Source organism: Candidatus Nitrospira neuquenensis (assembly GCF_979578155.1).
The window spans coordinates 1-17,299 of the sequence record NZ_CEFZDU010000037.1; the positions used below are offsets into that span (position 1 = coordinate 1).

A 17,299-nucleotide genomic window follows, 5' to 3' on the forward strand; every position below is an offset into this window, starting at 1 on the left:
GCGCCCAGGACGGTCCGAAATAACTCTGTGTTCTGTGGCCCTGTGACCCTGTGAGGTCTGAATCCGAAGACTCCCCTCACCGTGCCTCTCCCCCCGGGGGGGAGAGGTGCTGTACCTTTCTGGGGTATCGGCTCTTCCCGACGTACCGGCGGCTAGATGCCGAGAATGTCCGGCGGTTTCGACGGCGACTCCAAAGCTATGACACGGCGGTGGCCTCCGGTTCGATTCCGGTGGCACGGGCCCGCGACGGGGTGCGGAGTTGGATCGCGCACGCGAGCCATGCGGATACCTGTGTGTTGCGCAGAAGGTTGCTCATGAATGTAGCCTGGATTTAGTCGCCAGGCTGCGCGGGGTTGGTCAGTGAAGGTGCTCCGTGGCGGGTCCTGGAACAATGAACCGGTCAGGATCCGATCCGCAAATCGGAACAGGAACGTACCGACGAAACGGAATGCGAATATTGGCTTCCGTTGCGCCCAAGACGCCCGGCCCGTAGGTCAGAGTCCGCATCTCCATGGGGGAGGCGCGGAGTGTGCCGAACGGGCGTCCAGACCGATCCCGGGCTGATCGCGCCGAGAAGGCGCGAGGCCGAAGAGCGCACCACCTTGATCCCGGACCGGCCCGCGCCCCGAACAGTGGGCCAGTCGCCGGCCCGGGACCGGGGCGATGAGGCGACGGGTCATCGGCCCGTGCCCAGGGACACGCCAAGGGCTGCCGACAGCGGTACCGCCCAGATCTGATCGGCGAGCGGCTCGCAACGCTGGCCGGTGCGGACAGGCGTCTCCCCCCCACGGCTGAGGCCGGGGGGGGCCGACGCCGGGAGAAGATTGGTAGAAGGGCCGGGACCTGCCGAATCAGCGTGGGGTGTCTTTTTAGCGGATCATCTGAATCTCAACGTCGAGCTTGACCGTTTTCCACATCCGGTCTGCGGTGAGCACGGGGCGACGCAGGTGTTGCCCTAAAGCCAGACAGGCGCGGTCACCTAACGAGAGACCGTAGTCACTGGTGGCAGGACGCAAAAGGCCCGTGCGGACGGCGAGAGCCTCGTCAAAGGGAATGACCACGAGCCCTAAGTGGCCAAGGACGGTCTGAATCATTCCTTCAGGCATCCCAGCCTCAGCGAGTTTGCCGACCACTTCTGCGAGGTTGACCGTGCTGATGACGGCCCGTGGCAAGAGCGAGACGACCGTTCTCGCTCCCGGCTCATCATTGAGCAGCGCGAGCACGGCCGTGGCGTCGAGAACTGTTGCACTCATGACCGACCCGCAGGAACCGCCCGTTTCTTCCGCTCACGTCGGACCTCTTGGCGACGGTCTGCGATCAGCTCGTCCGCCAGCGCGCGACCTTTGGAGACATACTGACGTACCAGCGATTGGGCGCGTTTCACGGCCTGATGGGGTGTGACAAGCCGCATTTCATTCCCCTCGAGAACGAGGACGACATCGTCTCCCGGCTTCAGTCCGAGTGCTTTCCGATACCCGGCAGGAATGACGATCCTGCCTCCTTGGCTAAGATGTGTCGTGAATGGAGCCATCAGCCACCTCTCAAACAACCTGACAAGATTATGATAGCATGCCATGAACTGACCAACAAGCCAGGCCTACGGTATCTGCCTTCATCATGCCCGCTGGCCTCCATCCAGGAAGCGACCTGCCTGTGCCGGGCACGGCAGACAGGTTGCGCCAGTGGTCGTACTGGGTCTGGGCGATCTGAGGCTCCCGGCCGCTCTCGGCCACCGGCGTCGCTCCCGTGATCCCCTCCAACACGATCGCGAGTGTCTCTTCCGCCGACCACGTGCGCCCCTTCAACGGTGCCGATGGTGCTCCCGATTCACCGGCTTTCGTGGTCGCGGGGCGCGCGCGACGAAGAGCGCGAAAGTCATGGAAGGTCCTGCCCCGGCGGCGAGGTTGTTCGCTCTGGGTCGTCATCGGTCGCAGCACCACGGACCTGCGGCGACACCGCGAGGCGGAAGGTCGCCCCCCGTGTCGCGGCTTGACACGATCAGCCGGGCCGGATACAGTCACCTCCATGTCGAGCAAGAAGCCTGCTCCCAGAATGACCAAGGCTGAATTCGTCCGCCAGGTCAGTGCCGGCACGATGTTGCCCGATGCCGTGATTGCCGAACTGGCCGATGAGCTGCACACCTACGAGACCAAATACAAGATGCGCTCCGAGGTCTTTTATGCCCTCATTGTCGGCACGCCAGCGGAAGATACGCCGGATTTTCTGAACTGGGCCATGTGCTATCGCGGCTACTTCCGGGCCTTGCAAGCCAAGCTTCCCCTCAAAGAGCTGAGCCACTATGCCCCGTGAGAGCCATGGGCTGGCTCTCCTGATCGATCGCTGCTGGTCCATTTACCTCCTGCTGAACGAACACGTCTCAGTTCCTCCGGACTTCCACGAAGAGTTTCCGGTCCTCGTGGAGCGAGCCACACACTCCGGTCTCTTTCGCCTCACCGTGCGCCTCTCGGATCAGCATTCGCTCTACATCAGGGAGGAATACGAAGTCACTGGCCATCAACTGCGCGTCGGCAGCTACAGCTACGCCCTGACGGGACCAGCCGGCACTCCCCTCTTGCGAGCTGATCCCCTTCCGCATCATCGGACTGATTATCGAAAACGGTCCCTCACGGCGTTCCCGCACCATCTCCATGAGGGAAAAGAACGTATCCGGTCTTTCAGCGGTGACCTCAGCGAGTTCATGGCCTTGGTCAAGCAGCACGTCACCAAGTCGGACTGAAGATCACTGTCAAACGCAGCTACGGCGGTTGTGTTCGATTCCTGGAGAAATTGGCTTCTCCCCGCGTTTCCTGGGAATCATGACCTCCATGTTTGCCTTCTACGAGGCGATCGGCAGGCGTCCTGACCTCTGCCCTCCCCCTTCACGCGGCGACGGGCGTCGCCAAGGCCGAAGGATCGCCGGCCGCTCGCGCCACCCATCGAGGCGTCGCATCCGAATGTGGCCCGTGAGCAACAGGCCGTCGACCAGCCGCTCGGCCGTCTGGGCCGTCGGCAGCGCCCCGTGCGTCTTGACCCGGCGACGGAAGGCTTCATTCAGCCGCTCGATGGCGTGGGTGCGCCATCGGCAGACGGCCATGCCCACGCGGTGTCCCCACGCTGGCGAGCCGCGCCATGATCCGCTCGTGAATCCCGGTGCCATGAAGGGGGTGGCCGCGCCGCGCCCCGACATGCGCCCACCCGACTCGCCCGCTCGGCCGGCGCCGGTGAGCGGCGTCCGTTCATTCCTCCTGTCCCTCGCCTGAGAGCGCTCCGGTTCCTCCGTCAGGTCGGCACGGAGGCCGCCGTCAGGTCCTCGGACCAGTCGGCGCGGGCTGCGTCCGCCTGATGGCCCACGTCAGCTCGTTGACTGCCTTCCCGGCCTTCAGGCCCGGGAGGGACGTCGAACGGCAGCGGCAATACCTACCAGGGAGGAGTCCTGCGATTGTGGGAGAAGTGCATCTTCCGCTGGGCGGCTGAAGGCCGGAGCCTGCCCACCATCGCCAACGCACGGCGCGACGAGAAGGCTCCGACGCGGAACGGCGCGTGGCGGCCCTCCACGATCCGGAGCATGCTGCGGAACCGCTTCGACACAGGGTAGGTGGAGCGCGACGGTGCAGAGGGACGCAAGGGGTCGCCCGTCCTGTTTCCTCTTTCCACGCCTTGTGGTGATACCTCAGCAACCTCCTGCCGACGAAGCGGAATGGCCTCCTCGGCTTCCGGTGCGCGAAGACGCCGTGAGCCCCTTGGAGCGCGTGAATCCTTGGACCCTTGAGTCTTCGAGGTGTTGAGGGGGATGGGGCCGCTTCCTCCGGAGGAAGCGCACATAGACGATTCGATAGGAATAGTTGATCTTCACGACCAACCGATACTGGTTCCCCGCGATGTTGAACACGACGCGGTTGTCCTGAAGGACACTGGCCGATCGAAACTGAGCTTTGATTTCCGAAGGGCCCGCCCAGTCCGCTTGAGCCACCTCCTGGTGCCATGCCTCCAACGGACCTCTCGCCCGCGGGTGTCGTTCCCTGAATTCGCGGAGGGTCCGCTTGGCAATGATGCGCGCGGAGGCGCTCTACTATGATCCCAATGCGGGAGCAACACGCATACCGACCTCGCCACCGCCTCATCCGCAAAGAATGACGAGTCGTGTTGACCGCTACCGGTGACGATGGTCCAAGGTCCGAACGGTTCCCGCCGCGAGGTCGCCGGGGAGCCCCGCCGCGTCCGGGACCGGCTCATCAGCCTGTTCCTCCCAGGCGGTCGAAACGGGCCCCCGGCGGCGTGCCCGCGTCGCTCGGAGGGCCGGGCTCCGCCCCCGCCCCGGCCTATTCCTCCGGCTTCTCGCAGTCCGACCGCCCCTTCAGCCTGCAGAGCCGCCAGGTAGACCTGGCGGCCCAGTACTCCAAGGACTGGTTGACGTCGCCCCAGGAGCTGAAGGACTCGGCCGTCAGGTCCTTCTTGCCCACGCGCCGGTCCACTCCCGCCGCCAGCAGCTCGCCGGTGACGGCGTCCGTGACCTTGCCTTCGATGCTGGCCTCCCCGACGAAGGAGGGCTTGCCCGTCACGAAGTCCTTCACCAGCGAGGTGGCCCGGAGCTGCGGGATGACGGACGACACGACGTCCGCCACGGGCATGGATTCCTCCGCCTTGGTGATGGCGATCTGGATCCGCAGGGTGCCGGGCTCGGGCTTGTCGGTCATCTTGTAGTACTTGGAGTAGCGGACGTAGATGATGTTGTAGAAGTTGTTCGCGAGGCGCTGCAGGTCCTCCTTCGGGACACCGTCCTTCGCGTCCCGCCCGCGATAGATGGCGACGGGGTCGAGGAGGATCTTGTCGTAGCTCTTCCAGTCGGCCTTCGAGTTCTTGTAGTAGAGGAGCGGCATGTCGCCGCTGCCCTTGGTCAGCGGGACCGAGGCGCCGATGAACCCGGAGGGCTTGGCCTCGTTGGCCTGTTTGGTGGCCGCGCAGCCGGCGGACCACAGCAACGCGAGGAGCGCGAGCACGGTGACGGGGAGGGGAGTCATGGGTGATCTCCTTGGGTGAGAATGAATGGCCGCGGCGGGGCCCCGCGGCGGTGCGCGTGTCGCGCCGGTGGTAGTATGGGCTCCTGCGCCGGCGCTTGCAAGCGAGAGCTCCGGCCGCGGGCGCCGGACCGGCCGCGGCGGCCGTTGCTTGAAAACCCATGGACGTATGTAGTAGCGTGGGGCCTTGTCCGGCCGGCCCGCGCCGGCGATGCAGGAGGAGGACCGGGCCATGGCGGTTCCCGTCTCTCAGATGTACACGGTCGCGAAGTACGTCCTGACCCAGCGGGCCCGGGGCGTGAAGCGGTATCCGCTCGTGCTGATGCTGGAGCCCCTCTTCCGCTGCAACCTGGCCTGCGCCGGTTGCGGGAAGATCCAGTACCCCGACCATGTCCTCGACAAGCGGCTGACGCCGGAGCAGTGCTGGGCCGCGGCGGACGAGTGCGGCGCGCCGATGGTCAGCATCCCCGGCGGCGAGCCGCTGATCCACCCGGAGATGCCGGAGATCGTCCGCGGGCTCGTGGCGCGCGGCAAGTACGTGTACCTCTGCACCAACGCGATCCTGCTGGAGCGCAAGCTGGACGAGTACCGGCCCTCGAAGTTCCTGACCTTCAGCGTCCACATGGACGGCCTCCGCGAGGAGCACGACCTGGCCGTCTGCCGGGACGGCGTCTACGACGCGGCCGTGCGCGCCATCAAGGCCGCGCTCGCGAGGGGCTTTCGGGTCACGACGAACACGACGCTGTACAACGACGCGGACCCGCCGCGTGTGCGGGCCTTCTTCGACGAGATGATGGCGCTCGGCGTCGAGGGGATGATGATCTCGCCGGGCTACAGCTACCAGAAGGCGCCGGACCGGAAGAATTTCCTCAAGCGCACCAAAACGCGCGAGCTGTTCGCCGAGATCCTGCGGAACCGCAAGCGCGGCTGGCGGTTCAACCAGTCGCCCCTGTTCCTGGAGTTCCTCATGGGCCGCGTGGACTACCAGTGCACGCCCTGGGGCAACCCGACGTACAACATCTTCGGCTGGCAGCGTCCCTGCTACCTGTTGCAGGAGGGCTACGCCAAGACCTTCCGCGAGCTGATGGAAGAGACGGACTGGGAGCGGTACGGCACCGGCCGGAACGAGAAGTGCGCCGACTGCATGGTCCACTGCGGCTACGAGCCCTCCGCGGTGGAGCACACCTTCGGCTCCTGGTCGGGCTTCGCCAGGACGGTGCGGGCGACGCTCCTGCCCGACGCGTGAGCGCCCGGCGGCGCGCCGATCGGATCGCCCGACGTGCCTGATCTCCAGCCCCACCACCCGGAGACCGCGTCGCCGGAAGGACGGTTCTTCCGGCCGTCCACCCCCGCGGAGCTTGCCGAGGCGATCGAGCAGGCGTTCGACTACCGCGGCGACGTGACCCTCGAGCTGGCCTCGGGGGAAACCCTCGAAGGCTATCTGTTCAACCGCACCCCTTCCGGCCCCGTGCCGGTCGTGCAGGTCTTCCCCAAGGACCGCGAGGGAGCCCGGGAAATCCCCTACGCCGACATCCGCGCGATCGCCTTCACGGGCAAGGACACGGCCTCCGGGAAATCGTGGGAGGCCTGGGTCGCCAAGAAGGCGTCGCAGCGCCGCGCCGAGGCGGACAAGCTGGAGGCCGAGGCCCGCGCGCGCGGCCATCTCTGAGTCCGGAGCGCGGCCCCGGGCCCGTCCGTCCCCCCCCGGCGGCCGCATCGGATCGAGGCGGGCGGCCGACCCCCCGAGAGGCCGTTCCCCCAAGTCTGGCGCGGCTTCCGCACCTCTTGGAAATGATTGACAAAGAATATCATCTATGCTAGAAGTGTCGCGCCCTGAACCGGCCCGCGCGGTTTTTGACGAGATTTTGATGCGGTGGCGTGGTTCGAGCCGGGCGTGAGGCGCCGCGTGACAGGCCTGATGCAATGGAGAACGGACACCGCGTGGCCACTGGTACCGTTCATCGGGCGGGGATCGCGGTCGCCGGCCTCGGCGTCGTCCTGCTCCTGCCCGCCGCCGTCATGGCCACGCACGAGGCGGACCACCGCTTCGCCGTCGAGGGGGTTGTCTGCGGCCCGGACGGCCGGCCCCGCGCAAACGTCAAGGTCACGGCCCGGGATACCCGTGCGGACGTCATGGCGTCGGCCATGACCGACGACGACGGCTACTATAAGACGACGCTCCATCTCCACAATGACAACCTCGGCGATCCGATCGCAGTCTTTGCCCTCGATGACGAAAAGCGGGTCACCGCGCAATTCGACCCCAAGGACGTCCACACCGAGCGCAAGGCCGTCGTGCATTTCGGGACGGGCTGCGGGCAGTCGGCGCGCGGGACCTCGCGGTGGATCTACGTTGGCGCCGGAGTCGGCGTGGTAGCCGTCGCCCTGTTCGCGGGGGCCAGGTTCGCACGGAGTCGGCGTCGGGCCCGGAAGCGGGGCAAGGCCCCGAAGGGCTCCAAGGCATAGAGGGCGCTCACCGGAGCGGTCCCTGATCCCGGCCCGGAACGCGGGACGATGGCGGCGGGTCACGTCGGGTGTCGGCAATCTCTTCGGGTGGCGCTTTCGCTCCAGGCCGAGAGGGCCTGAGTGAAAGCGTCTTTTTTGTGAAGTCCGCCGGGTCGCTCCGGCGGCGACGCTGAGAATGAGAATCCTGACCACTAGAAAGGAGCGGGGGTAATCGTATGAAGCGCTTCGCGGGAACGAAGAGGATGATCCTGGTTGGCGTGGCGGGTGCCGGGTTGGCGCTCGCCTCCTGTGGCGGTGAGGGCGGAGAGGGGCCGATCGTGGCGCCGCCGCCGCCGCCGGCCGAGTATGCCGACAAACACATGCCGGCGGGTTGGTGGGCGGACCCGAAGATCGCCGAGGAGGGGCGCGAGATCTTCATCGGCGCGAAGAACCCCGACGTGAACTGCGCGAGCTGCCACGGCAAGGACGGCAAGCCGGTGAAGGCGGGCGCGCGGGACTTCCGGGTGACCGATCGCATGAAGCTCTACTCGGACTCGGTGTGGTTCTGGCGCATTTCCGAGGGCGTGCCGAACACCAAGATGAAGGCCTGGAAGAGCAAGCTCTCCGAGGAGGATCGCTGGAAGCTCGTGGCGTTCGAGCGCAACTTCGGCCTCTCCGGCAAGGAGTGGGACGTCGCCAAGAAGGAGTGGGTGCCGGTGGGGAGCGCCTCGGCCGCCGCGCCGGCCGGCGCGGCGCCGGCCGCTGATGGAGGGGCGGCCCCGGCCGCTGATGGAGGGGCGGCGCCGGCCGCGCCCGCGCCGACCACGCCGGCTGCGCCGGCCTCCGGGGGGAAGTAATCGGTCGGGATGCGTGAGGAGGGGCGGCGAGACACCATGAAAACGTGGCAGCGAAGTTTCCTGGTTCTGCTCGGCGTTCTGGCCGTTTTCGGAGCCGAGGCCTACGCACAGGTGCCGAGCCCGCCGGCCGCCGAGTTCCCCTACACCGGGAACCGGACGGCGGTCTGGATCGTCGCCCAGCTTCACATCCTCTTCGCCGGCTTCATCCTGGGAGCGCCGATCTTCGTGGTCATCGCCGAGTGGCTGGGGTTCCGCAACCAGGACCCCCGCTACGACCGGCTGGCCAAGGAGGTCATGAAGGTCACGGTCATCCTCTATAGCATGACCGCGCTGACGGGCGGCCTCTTCATCTTCGTGCTGCTGGCCGCCTACCCCCAGTTCACCACCTGGCTGATCAACCACTTCTTCCTGATCTTCGCGGTGATCTATCCCCTGCTCTTCATCGGGGAGACGATCGTCCTCTACCTTTACTTCTACACCTGGGACGCCTGGAAGGGCGACCGGAAGGCGCGGCACATCGCCCTGGGGGTGTTGCTCAACCTGGTCGGGACGGTGACGCTCTTCGTGATCGACGGCCCCACGTCGTTCATGAACACGCCGGCCAAGGCGGCCGAGGGTCTCTCCCTCGTGGACTACATCGCCCAGGCGTCCCTGTGGGAGAAGGTCTTCAACTACAGTTGGATGCCGCTGAACCTGCACCGGCTCGTGGGCAACGTCACGTTCGGCGGGTTCATCACCGGGCTGATCGCGGCCTACATGTACATGGGGTCGAAGACGGAGCAGGAGCGCTCCTACTACGACTGGATGGGCTTCGTCGGGAACCTGATCGGGGTCGGCGCCCTGTTGCTGCTGCCCTTCATGGGGTACCTGCTGGCCTACGAGCTCTGCGACTACGACGCCTCGATCTGTCCCTACATGATGGCGGACCAGCTCTCGATGTTCTTCGAGATGCAGGGTGCCATGATCGGGCTGATCTTCCTCGCCTCCAACTATTACATCTGGCTGAGCATGAAACGGATCGAGGGCGTCGAGCGCGTGCGCATGTCCGTGCTGACGGTCCTGGTCATGCTCGCCCTGCCCTTCGTGATGACCTACACCTGGACGATCCTGCCGGTGCCGGACCCGCTGTCGCTGGCCGTGCTGCTGCCGCTGATCCTCTCGCCGCTCGTCCTCGGCAAGATCATCCCGCCGCTCGGCCGCCTCACGGTGTCGTCCCGGACGGTGATCAAGGTCGGTTTCTTGATGGTCATCGTCGGCAACGCGATCTGGATGACGCCGCACGGGTTCGTCGCCACGGGGGCGAAGCTCGTGGAGGAGCTGGAGCTGCCCTCCCAGTGGAACTTCCTCGCCCTCATGCCGGCCAAGAACTCCGCGGCCTTCACGCTGGTGTTCGTCACGGTCGTGAACTACATCCTCTACAACCGGGCGATCCGGCAGGGGACGATCGTGTGGGGGAAGATCGACTTCGCCTCCCAATTCGTCCTGATCTTTCTCGCGTTCAGCGCGATCTGGACGATGGGCCTGATGGGCGCGGTCCGCTCCCTCGTCCGCAAGTACTTCCACACCTACAACCTGGTGCCCGACTTCACGGCGGAGTCCTTCACGCCGACGCTGGCCTACTCGGCCTGGTGGATCACCGGGATCACTCTGGTCTTCTATGTCGTCGTCAGTTTCGCGATCATCGTGACCCTGCGGGCGTCCGAGGCGAAGAAGCCCGCCGCCGAGGGCGCGCCGGTTCCGGCCGGGGCGAAGTAGCCGGCGCCGCGCCGGCGGACTGTGGGGACTGTCATGGGCGAGCAACCGAGTCTGATCAAGAACGTGATCAAGAAGGGCGTCGTGGGACTGGTCGTAGGGGCCGCGCTGGTGGGCCTGACCAAGGCGCTGGCCTTCCCGGTGATCTTTCAGATCATGTTCTTCGCCTACGCGATGCTGGGCGCGGCCGTCTTCGCGCTGCTGGACGCGCCATCGCTGAAGCCGGTGAGCGGCGCGACGGCGGTCGCGGCGATCCTGGTCTTTTACCTGGTCCTCTGCGTGGTCTACATCGGGGGCGCCTCCCTCTGGCCGCAGTACGACCCGGAGGACGAGAAGGGCAAGATCGAGAAGCTGCTGAAGGCCAAGCGCGCCGCGACGGAGCAGGGCAAGGCCGAGGAGCTGATCGCCCGGGCCAAGGCCCTGACGGAGAAGACCGAGGCCCTGATGGCCCGCCTGCAGGCGGTCGGCGGCGATGCCGTGTCGGCGGCTCAGGCGGATGCCGGCGCCAAGCCCGGGGCTTCGCCCGCCGCGGCGAGCGGCGACCTGGTGGCCCTGGGCAAGGAGCAGTGGAACCTCCAGGAATGCTACAACTGCCACAAGCTTTTCGGCGAGGGCGGGAAGAAGCGCGGGCCCGAGCTGGACAACATCGGCAACCTGCTCAAGCCGGAGGAGCTCAAGCAGAAGATCCTCGATCCCCAGACCTGGATGGCGGAGGGTTTCGAGAAGGAATACGAAAAGAAGAAGATGCCGGACAAGTACAAGGAGCTGATGACGGACCAGGAAGTGGACGCGCTCGTCGCGTTCCTGGCGACGCTCAAGAACCCGGCTGTGGCCACGCCCAAGCCGATCAAGAAGAAATAGCCTCCGTGCAGCAGCCCAAGCTCAAATCGAAGGTCCTGTGCGCCGACCGGGAGGTCGGGGAAATCACCCGCGTGATCGTCGATCCCCTCTCCCGCGAGGTGAGCCACATCGTCGTCGGCGGGAACGGGGCGGGGACCCCGGAGCGGCAGGTGCCCGTCGCCCAGATCCAGTCGGTCACGGACGACACGGTCCGGCTCCGCGTGCCCGCCGCCGAGATGGAGCGATTCCCCTCCTTCACGCGGGACGACTACGTCACGATCAAGGAGGTGGAGATCGCCCACCTCGAGGACCATCTGCACGTGGAGCCGGGCGAGGTGCTCGTCCCGCTGCCGGAGCTGGAGCGCGACGTCAAGCGGCGGTCGTTCTTCGCCAACTTCACGCACGCGATCGGGCTCCTCATCGGGCTGCCCCTGGTCTTCCCGGTCATCCGCTACCTGATGAAGCCGATGTACGCCCCCTTCGACAACACCTGGATCAAGATCGGCAACGTCAGCAAGATCAAGACGGAGGACGTGGGCGTCCAGTTCAAGTACAAGAAGAAGGTGAAGGAAGCCTTCATGCCGGAGGCCGAGATCGAAAAGAACGTCTGGATCCTGAAGGCGACGCCGGCCACGATGGAGAAGGTCTATCGCGGCAAGGACATGGAGTTTCACGACTCCGCCGGCCGCCTCGTCTGGACGAACAAGAAAGACTTCCCCTACATCGTCTTCTCCGGCAAGTGTCCCCATCTCGGCTGCGGCTACAAGTGGCGCACCCACAAGGTGCTGGGCCAGGTCTTTCTCTGTCCCTGCCACCTGAGCATCTACGACGCGGGCGGCACCGTCCTCGACGGGCCGGCGCCGCGGCCGCTCGACGCGCTGCCGATCCGCGTGTCGGCCGGGGGGGACATCGAGATCATCGACATGGAGTTCAAGGCCGGGACGAAGGTCCAGGTCCGCATCGTCTAGGCTTCCGAACGGGCGGATGGATGGAGTGATGAACGGGCAGCCCACGGCGCTGGAAAAGGTCATCGCTTTCGTCGACGAGCGCGTCGGCCTGAAGACGATTCAGGCCAAGATGCTCAACGAGCCCGTCCCCGGCGGGTCGCGCTGGGCCTACGTCTTCGGCTCCTGTCTCCTGTTCATCTTCATCATGCAGGCGGTGACCGGCATCCTGCTGATGTTCTACTACGTGCCGAGCGCCGACCACGCCTACGCGAGCACCCAGTACATCATCCACGAAGTAGACTACGGCTGGTTCATCCTGAGCTACCATTTTTGGGGCTCCTCGGCGATGGTCGTGATGGTCTTCGCCCACATGTCCCAGGTCTTTCTCTGGGGGGCGTACAAGAAGCCCCGGGAGATGATCTGGCTCGTCGGGCTCGCCCTGTTCGGGATCGTGATGGGCTTCGGCTTCACCGGCTACCTCTTGCCGTGGGACCAGCGGGCCTACTGGGCCACGACCGTGGGCGTCGAGATCATGGACAAGACGCCGGTCGTCGGGGATTTCCTCGCCCGGTTTTTGAAGGGCGGGCCGACGCCGGGCCAGATGACGCTCAGCCGGTTCTTCGTGATCCACGTCATGATCCTGCCGGCCGCGCTGATGGGGCTCGCCGGTCTGCACCTGTTCCTGTTCCGGAAGGCCGGCCCCGCCGGGCCGTTCCGCGGGAGCCCGGAGGAGCTCAAGGCCAAGACGGACTATTTCTTCCCGCGGCAGATCTGGAAGGACATCGTGGCCATGGCCACCGTGTTCTTCACCATCTGCAGCCTGGCGTTCATCGAGCCGGTCGTGCTGCTGGAGGAGGCCACGCCGGACCCCGGCGAGTACCACCCGGAGCCGGAGTGGTACTTCCTGTTCCTCTTCCAGATGCTGCGCTTGAAGATTTTCGCCGGGGAGTTCGGGCAGTTCCTGGGCGCCGTCGCGATCCCCGGGGCCTTCATGCTGTTCCTGGCGGCGCTTCCGTTCCTGGACCGGAGCCCCGAGCGCAATCTGTTCAAGCGGCCGGTCGCCCTCGTCGGCTGGCTCATCATCATGATCACGATTTTGGTTTTTACGGTATCCGCGATCATCAACCGGGAATTTTTGGATTAATCGTCGGAGGCGGGGCGTCGCCCCCCGTTATGTCGGATCAGCTTTCCAGCACCTCCTCCGTCAGGCTCGGCGTGGCGGTCGCCTGGCCCGCCTTCTGGACGGCCGTCCCGTTCAAGATCGGCCTCGCGCTGCTCTTCCTCGCCCTCGGCGTCCATCCCTGGGAGATGCCGGGGCTGGCCTTCTTGATCCTCTGTTCCATGCCTTTCGACATCTGGGCCTGGGGGCTGAGCGCGAGGACCGTGTTCCTGGAGCGGCTACGGCTGGAGCCGCCCGCCGGGCTCGGGCTGGGTCTGTGGGCCAGGGTCATGGCCGCGACCGCGATCTACGGTCCCCTCGCCTACGTCGTCCAGAGCGGCGCGACGGGCGTCGCGAAGTCCGTCACGCACAGCATCATGGAGCTGGAGCTGTTGAAATCCCTGCCGGTGGCCGAGCGGATCGGCGTGGAGCTCACCCTGTGGGGCGCGCCGGCCACGATCGTGCTGCTGGTCCTGACCGTGGGCTGGTTCTCCCTCGTCGGAGCGATCGTCCGGCGGCAGGCCCGGGCGGCGGCTCCCGCGCAGGCTTCCTACCAGGGGCTCGTCCGGACCTGGGACCTGATGCGGGTGCCGAGCGATCAGCCGCTGTTGCTCACCGCCTTCACCGCTACGGGGGTCTTGCTGGTCTTCCTGTTCTGGGGGGCCATGCCGGTCACGACGCCCCATCCGCACGAGTCGTACAAAGAGAAGGACGGCGCCAAGAAGGCGCCGCCGGTCGTCAAACCGGTCGAGGCCCTGGAGAAATCCGACAAGCTGCTCGCCCAGGCCGAGGCCGCGCTGGCCGCGCTCGAGGCCAAGAAGCAGGCCGAGGAAGAGGAGCAGAGCAAGGGCAAGAAGGGCAATAAGGCCGCGGGCAAGGGCTCCGAGGCCGGCGCCGCCAAGCCGGAGGCGCCGAAGGCCGTCAACGCGGCGGGGAGCGGAGCCGGCGCGCCGCCGGCCGGGGCGGGGGCCGGGACGGGCCGCTGACCGCCGCGCGCACGAGGAGAATGCCATGAGCGACCACGGCGAACATCGAGGGCGGATCGCGGAACGGCTCCGGGGGCGGAGCGCGCTCGTCGCCGGACTGGCCGTGCTGGCTGGGGCGCTGGTCCTGGCCGATCCGGGCCTCGCGCAGCAGACCCAGGGCGCCCAGGCATCGGTCGCCTACCGGGACATTCCCCAGTTGGGCGGGAGCCGCAACATCATCTGGGTCATCGCCCAGCTCCATCTCCTGCTCGCGGGTTTCGTGCTGGGCGTGCCGATCTTCGCCTGGCTCTGCGAGATCGTCGGCTGGAAGACGGGGGACAAGCGCTACGACAAGCTGGCCAAGGAGTTCACCAAGCTCCTCACCTCCTCCTACGCGACGACGGCGCTGTTTGGCGGCATCCTGCTGTTCCTGCTCATCGGCTTCTATCCCAAGCTGATGGCCTACCTGACGGACGTCTTCTTTCCGTCGTTCGTCGTCTATTGCGCCCTCTTCCTGCTGGAGACCGCGACCCTCTACCTCTATTGGTACGGGTGGGACGCGATGCAGGGCGGCAAGAAGACGCTTCACCTGTTCCTGGGCTTCCTGCTCAACGTCTTCGCCTTCTTCATCATGATCGTGCCGAATTCCTGGGCCACCTTCCAGGCCAGCCCGGTCGTGATCGCCGAGGGCACGGACCTCCAGCGCGCCTGGGCCGCGACCTGGAACCCGACCTGGTGGCCGGTCAACATCCATCGGCTGATCGCGAACGTCGTGCTCGGCGGCTACATCTGCGGGGCCTACGCCGGCATCCGCTACCTCGGCGCCGCGACGGCCGAGGAGCGCGACCACTACGACTGGATGGGCTACGTCGGCAACTTCATCGGCGTGTTCGGACTCCTGCCGCTCCCCTTCGCCGGCTACTGGCTGATGCGCGAGATCTACCAGTACAACCAGCAGATGGGCATCACGTTGATGGGTGGCTTTCTCTCCTGGCTGTTCATCCTGCAGGCCATGCTCATCGGCGTGCTGTTCCTCGGGTCCAACTACTATTTCTGGCTGGGCATCACCCACCGCATCCCGGGGGCCGAGGTCCAGTACCGCCGGCCGATCGTCGCGATGCTGATCATCCTCCTGCTCTGTCTGGGGGTCTGGATGACGCCGCACTCCCTGGTGGCGAGCCTCGAGGAGGCCCGGAAGATGGGCGGCACGCACCATCCGCTGCTGGGCGTCTTCGGGGTCATGTCCGCGAAGATGACGGTCGCCAACCTGATGATCCTCGTGACCTTCATGAGCTTCATCATGTACTGGCGTGCGGGCAAGGAGGAGACCGCCACCTGGGCGAAGGTCGCCAAGGCCGTCATGGGCGGCGTGCTGGTCGTGGCGGGCCTCGTGGTGATCGTGCTGGGGGTCTGGGGCTACTTCGTTCCCGCCATCGTCCGGATCAACTACTTCTCGGTGGCGCAGGTGCTCATCGTGCTGTTCGTCATGCTGACGATCACGCCGCTCACCGCGCTGCTCCTGCGCAGCGCGAGGACGACCACCGAGATGGTCTGGGGGCGGATGCCGCCGCGGGCCGGGTACGCCCTCGTCCTGAACGCCGTCATGGTGATCCTGCTCATGACCCTCATGGGCTACGCCCGGTCCTCGTCCCGGGTGCACTGGCACATCTACGGCGTCATGCGGGATTCCTCGCAGTACGCCTACTCCCCGGCGCTGGGCTACGCGGCGGCCTTCATGTCGCTGAACACGTTCCTGTTCTGCCTGCTCGTGGCCTTCATCTTCTGGGTCGCCACGATGGGGGACAAGGGCAAGGCACCGGAGCCCCACGGGAAGGGACGCCTGCCGGAGGGGGCCCTGCCGGCGATGGCGGGCGGGTCTTCGGCATTGGATCGAACGCAGTCATCCGGCTGACGGCTTCTTACCTCGTTGGGTAGGTGGTTATGAGCGAAGTCGCGCTGTTGCAGTTGATCGGCCTCTGCGTCGTTGGCGCGGGGGTCGCGATCCTGCTCTTCATCAGGGCCCGCTTCCTCCGGGTGGTGGGGTTCGTGGCCATCGTGCTGGGCACGTTCTCCCTCATCGCCCTGGGGGTGCCGCAGATGGCGTCGCTGCCGCCCGCCGAGGAGAAGTTCGACGTGGCCAGCATCAAGACCGCCGCGGACATGGCGGCCATCGGCCAGAAGATCTTCTTCAGCAAGGGGCAGTGCGCGCTCTGCCACTCCATCGGGCCGAGCGAGTCGGCCCGCTGCCCCGACCTCAAGGGCATCGGCGCCAAGCTGACCCGGGAGTTCATCTATGAGAGCCTGACCCAGCCGCAGGCCTACATCTACCTGGACTACCGGCATGAAGGGCCGCCGAAGGAGTACCCGGCCCGGATGCCCTACATCAACAGGAATCCGATCGGCCTGACGAAGAACGAGATCCTGTCCGTGATCGCGTTCCTGCAGCAGATGAGCGGGGAGCCGATCACCGTGAGCCCGTCGGAGATCGTGCTGGCGGAGCAGGGCGGGGCGGCGGTGCCCGTCGCCCACGCCCAGGCCCCCGCGTCCGGCGCCGGCACGGGCAGCGTGACCCAGTAAGGCTAAGGAAGGGTGCGACCATGAAAGGCAGCGCGCTCGCGAAGTCCGCGGTCCTCCTCGTCGGCATCTACGTCTTCCTGAAGTTCGTCCTGCCGCTCTTCACCGCCCCGCTGCCGGCGAGCCTGATCTTCCTCTACCTGACCCTGACCTTCAGCGGCGTGATGATCTTCTACACCCTCTGCGGGGAGTGGATGGAGTCGTTCCTTGGCCCGATCTTCCGGTTCCTGAGCGGGGAAGGGCAGGACGGGGCGATCAAGGCCGTGCGGATGGCGGTCCTGGTGGCGATCCCCCTGCTGATCGGCTACCAGACCTTCGCCTCCACGCGGCCGAGCGACCAGCCGCCGGCCGAGAACCGGACGATCCATCCGGCGCCGCCCGGCGAGTTCGTCGGCCTCTCGAACCCCGTCCCCAACACGCCGGAGAACGTGATGATGGGCAAGGGGCTCTATGCGGCCTTCTGCTCGCCCTGCCACGGCGCGAACTTCGACGGGAAGGGGCCGGCCGCCCGCGGCTTCAACCCGCCGCCGGCCAATTTCTCCGACCCGACCACGATCGCGATGCTCCAGGAGAGCTACCTGTTCTGGCGCATCAAGAAAGGCGGCGTTGGCCTGCCGATCGAGGGGATGCCCTGGAAGTCGGCCATGCCGCGCTGGGAGGTGGAGCTGCCCGACGAGTGGATCTGGAAGATCATCATGGGCGAATACGACGGCGCGGGCCAGAAGCCGCGGACCTGGGAATGAGT

The 17,299-nt window shown here is 66.2% G+C and carries 19 protein-coding genes and 2 pseudogenes; 16 read left to right on the plus strand and 5 right to left on the minus strand.

Going from position 1 to position 17,299, the window contains the following annotated elements; genetic code table 11:
* Nucleotides 1–351 precede the first annotated feature (351 nt).
* Nucleotides 352–564: pseudogene (locus tag AC1U7O_RS15070) on the plus strand (SUMF1/EgtB/PvdO family nonheme iron enzyme); the annotation flags it as partial.
* Nucleotides 565–869: 305 nt separating this feature from the next.
* Here the strand turns inward: AC1U7O_RS15070 and AC1U7O_RS15075 are convergent.
* A complete protein-coding gene (locus AC1U7O_RS15075; protein ID WP_479895671.1) occupies nucleotides 870–1,253 on the minus strand; it encodes a type II toxin-antitoxin system VapC family toxin in 384 nt (127 codons plus the stop codon).
* On the minus strand, nucleotides 1,250–1,576 hold the full coding sequence (locus AC1U7O_RS15080) for an AbrB/MazE/SpoVT family DNA-binding domain-containing protein (RefSeq protein WP_479895672.1): 327 nt from the start codon (nucleotides 1,574–1,576) through the stop codon (nucleotides 1,250–1,252). The genes AC1U7O_RS15075 and AC1U7O_RS15080 overlap by 4 nt, the downstream gene beginning before the upstream one ends.
* Nucleotides 1,577–2,025: 449 nt before the next feature.
* Between AC1U7O_RS15080 and AC1U7O_RS15085 the strand changes: the two genes are divergently transcribed.
* Together AC1U7O_RS15085 and AC1U7O_RS15090 are read left to right on the plus strand one after the other, a co-directional pair.
* Entirely contained in the window at nucleotides 2,026–2,310 is a 285-nt protein-coding gene (locus AC1U7O_RS15085) for a hypothetical protein (protein WP_479895674.1), read from the plus strand.
* Nucleotides 2,300–2,737 carry a toxin-antitoxin system TumE family protein gene (locus AC1U7O_RS15090; protein WP_479895675.1) on the plus strand — a complete coding sequence of 146 codons (438 nt, stop codon included), beginning with the start codon at nucleotides 2,300–2,302 and terminating at the stop codon, nucleotides 2,735–2,737. Before AC1U7O_RS15085 ends, AC1U7O_RS15090 begins: the two co-directional genes overlap by 11 nt.
* 99 nt (nucleotides 2,738–2,836) lie before the next feature.
* Here AC1U7O_RS15090 and AC1U7O_RS15095 read toward each other — a convergent pair whose 3' ends face one another.
* Nucleotides 2,837–3,094 (minus strand): transposase, encoded by a 258-nt coding sequence (locus AC1U7O_RS15095; RefSeq protein WP_479895676.1) that lies wholly within the window; start codon nucleotides 3,092–3,094, stop codon nucleotides 2,837–2,839.
* A 345-nt stretch (nucleotides 3,095–3,439) separates the two neighbouring features.
* On the opposite strand from AC1U7O_RS15095, the gene AC1U7O_RS15100 reads away from it, so the two are divergent.
* On the plus strand, nucleotides 3,440–3,595 hold the full coding sequence (locus AC1U7O_RS15100) for a recombinase family protein (RefSeq protein ID WP_479895677.1): 156 nt from the start codon (nucleotides 3,440–3,442) through the stop codon (nucleotides 3,593–3,595).
* A 213-nt stretch (nucleotides 3,596–3,808) separates the two neighbouring features.
* On the opposite strand, the pseudogene AC1U7O_RS15105 reads toward AC1U7O_RS15100, so the two are convergent.
* Together AC1U7O_RS15105 and AC1U7O_RS15110 are read right to left on the minus strand one after the other, a co-directional pair.
* Nucleotides 3,809–4,051, minus strand: a pseudogene (locus AC1U7O_RS15105) (type II toxin-antitoxin system HigB family toxin); the annotation flags it as partial.
* A gap of 268 nt (nucleotides 4,052–4,319) precedes the next feature.
* On the minus strand, nucleotides 4,320–5,018 hold the full coding sequence (locus tag AC1U7O_RS15110; RefSeq protein WP_479895678.1) for a DUF3313 domain-containing protein: 699 nt from the start codon (nucleotides 5,016–5,018) through the stop codon (nucleotides 4,320–4,322).
* 229 nt (nucleotides 5,019–5,247) lie between these two features.
* Between AC1U7O_RS15110 and hpnH the strand changes: the two genes are divergently transcribed.
* The 12 genes from hpnH to AC1U7O_RS15170 all read left to right on the plus strand — a co-directional run bounded on the left by hpnH (nucleotide 5,248) and on the right by AC1U7O_RS15170 (nucleotide 17,297).
* Nucleotides 5,248–6,261 (plus strand): adenosyl-hopene transferase HpnH, encoded by a 1,014-nt coding sequence (gene hpnH / locus AC1U7O_RS15115; protein ID WP_479895679.1) that lies wholly within the window; start codon nucleotides 5,248–5,250, stop codon nucleotides 6,259–6,261.
* A gap of 33 nt (nucleotides 6,262–6,294) precedes the next feature.
* The gene (locus AC1U7O_RS15120; protein WP_479895680.1) at nucleotides 6,295–6,684 is read left to right on the plus strand and encodes a hypothetical protein; all 390 of its coding nucleotides are present in this window, start codon (nucleotides 6,295–6,297) and stop codon (nucleotides 6,682–6,684) included.
* Nucleotides 6,685–6,956: 272 nt separating this feature from the next.
* Nucleotides 6,957–7,481 (plus strand): carboxypeptidase-like regulatory domain-containing protein, encoded by a 525-nt coding sequence (locus AC1U7O_RS15125; protein ID WP_479895681.1) that lies wholly within the window; start codon nucleotides 6,957–6,959, stop codon nucleotides 7,479–7,481.
* A gap of 215 nt (nucleotides 7,482–7,696) precedes the next feature.
* On the plus strand, nucleotides 7,697–8,317 hold the full coding sequence (locus AC1U7O_RS15130) for a c-type cytochrome (protein WP_479895682.1): 621 nt from the start codon (nucleotides 7,697–7,699) through the stop codon (nucleotides 8,315–8,317).
* Between the two features lie 36 nt (nucleotides 8,318–8,353).
* On the plus strand, nucleotides 8,354–10,072 hold the full coding sequence (locus tag AC1U7O_RS15135) for a cytochrome ubiquinol oxidase subunit I (RefSeq protein WP_479895683.1): 1,719 nt from the start codon (nucleotides 8,354–8,356) through the stop codon (nucleotides 10,070–10,072).
* 33 nt (nucleotides 10,073–10,105) lie between these two features.
* Nucleotides 10,106–10,930 (plus strand): c-type cytochrome, encoded by an 825-nt coding sequence (locus AC1U7O_RS15140; RefSeq protein ID WP_479895684.1) that lies wholly within the window; start codon nucleotides 10,106–10,108, stop codon nucleotides 10,928–10,930.
* 5 nt (nucleotides 10,931–10,935) lie between these two features.
* Complete coding sequence (locus AC1U7O_RS15145) at nucleotides 10,936–11,877, plus strand: QcrA and Rieske domain-containing protein (protein ID WP_479895686.1); 942 nt, start codon at nucleotides 10,936–10,938, stop codon at nucleotides 11,875–11,877.
* A 28-nt stretch (nucleotides 11,878–11,905) separates the two neighbouring features.
* Nucleotides 11,906–13,000 (plus strand): cytochrome b, encoded by a 1,095-nt coding sequence (locus AC1U7O_RS15150; RefSeq protein ID WP_479895688.1) that lies wholly within the window; start codon nucleotides 11,906–11,908, stop codon nucleotides 12,998–13,000.
* Between the two features lie 29 nt (nucleotides 13,001–13,029).
* Nucleotides 13,030–14,001: a hypothetical protein gene (locus AC1U7O_RS15155; protein WP_479895689.1), complete on the plus strand. Its 972-nt coding sequence runs from the start codon at nucleotides 13,030–13,032 to the stop codon at nucleotides 13,999–14,001.
* Between the two features lie 25 nt (nucleotides 14,002–14,026).
* Nucleotides 14,027–15,892 carry a cytochrome ubiquinol oxidase subunit I gene (locus AC1U7O_RS15160; protein WP_479895690.1) on the plus strand — a complete coding sequence of 622 codons (1,866 nt, stop codon included), beginning with the start codon at nucleotides 14,027–14,029 and terminating at the stop codon, nucleotides 15,890–15,892.
* Nucleotides 15,893–15,921: 29 nt separating this feature from the next.
* Nucleotides 15,922–16,557, plus strand: a complete 636-nt coding sequence (locus tag AC1U7O_RS15165; RefSeq protein WP_479895691.1) for a c-type cytochrome — start codon at nucleotides 15,922–15,924, stop codon at nucleotides 16,555–16,557.
* Between the two features lie 20 nt (nucleotides 16,558–16,577).
* Nucleotides 16,578–17,297: a c-type cytochrome gene (locus AC1U7O_RS15170; protein ID WP_479895692.1), complete on the plus strand. Its 720-nt coding sequence runs from the start codon at nucleotides 16,578–16,580 to the stop codon at nucleotides 17,295–17,297.
* Nucleotides 17,298–17,299: the final 2 nt, after the last annotated feature.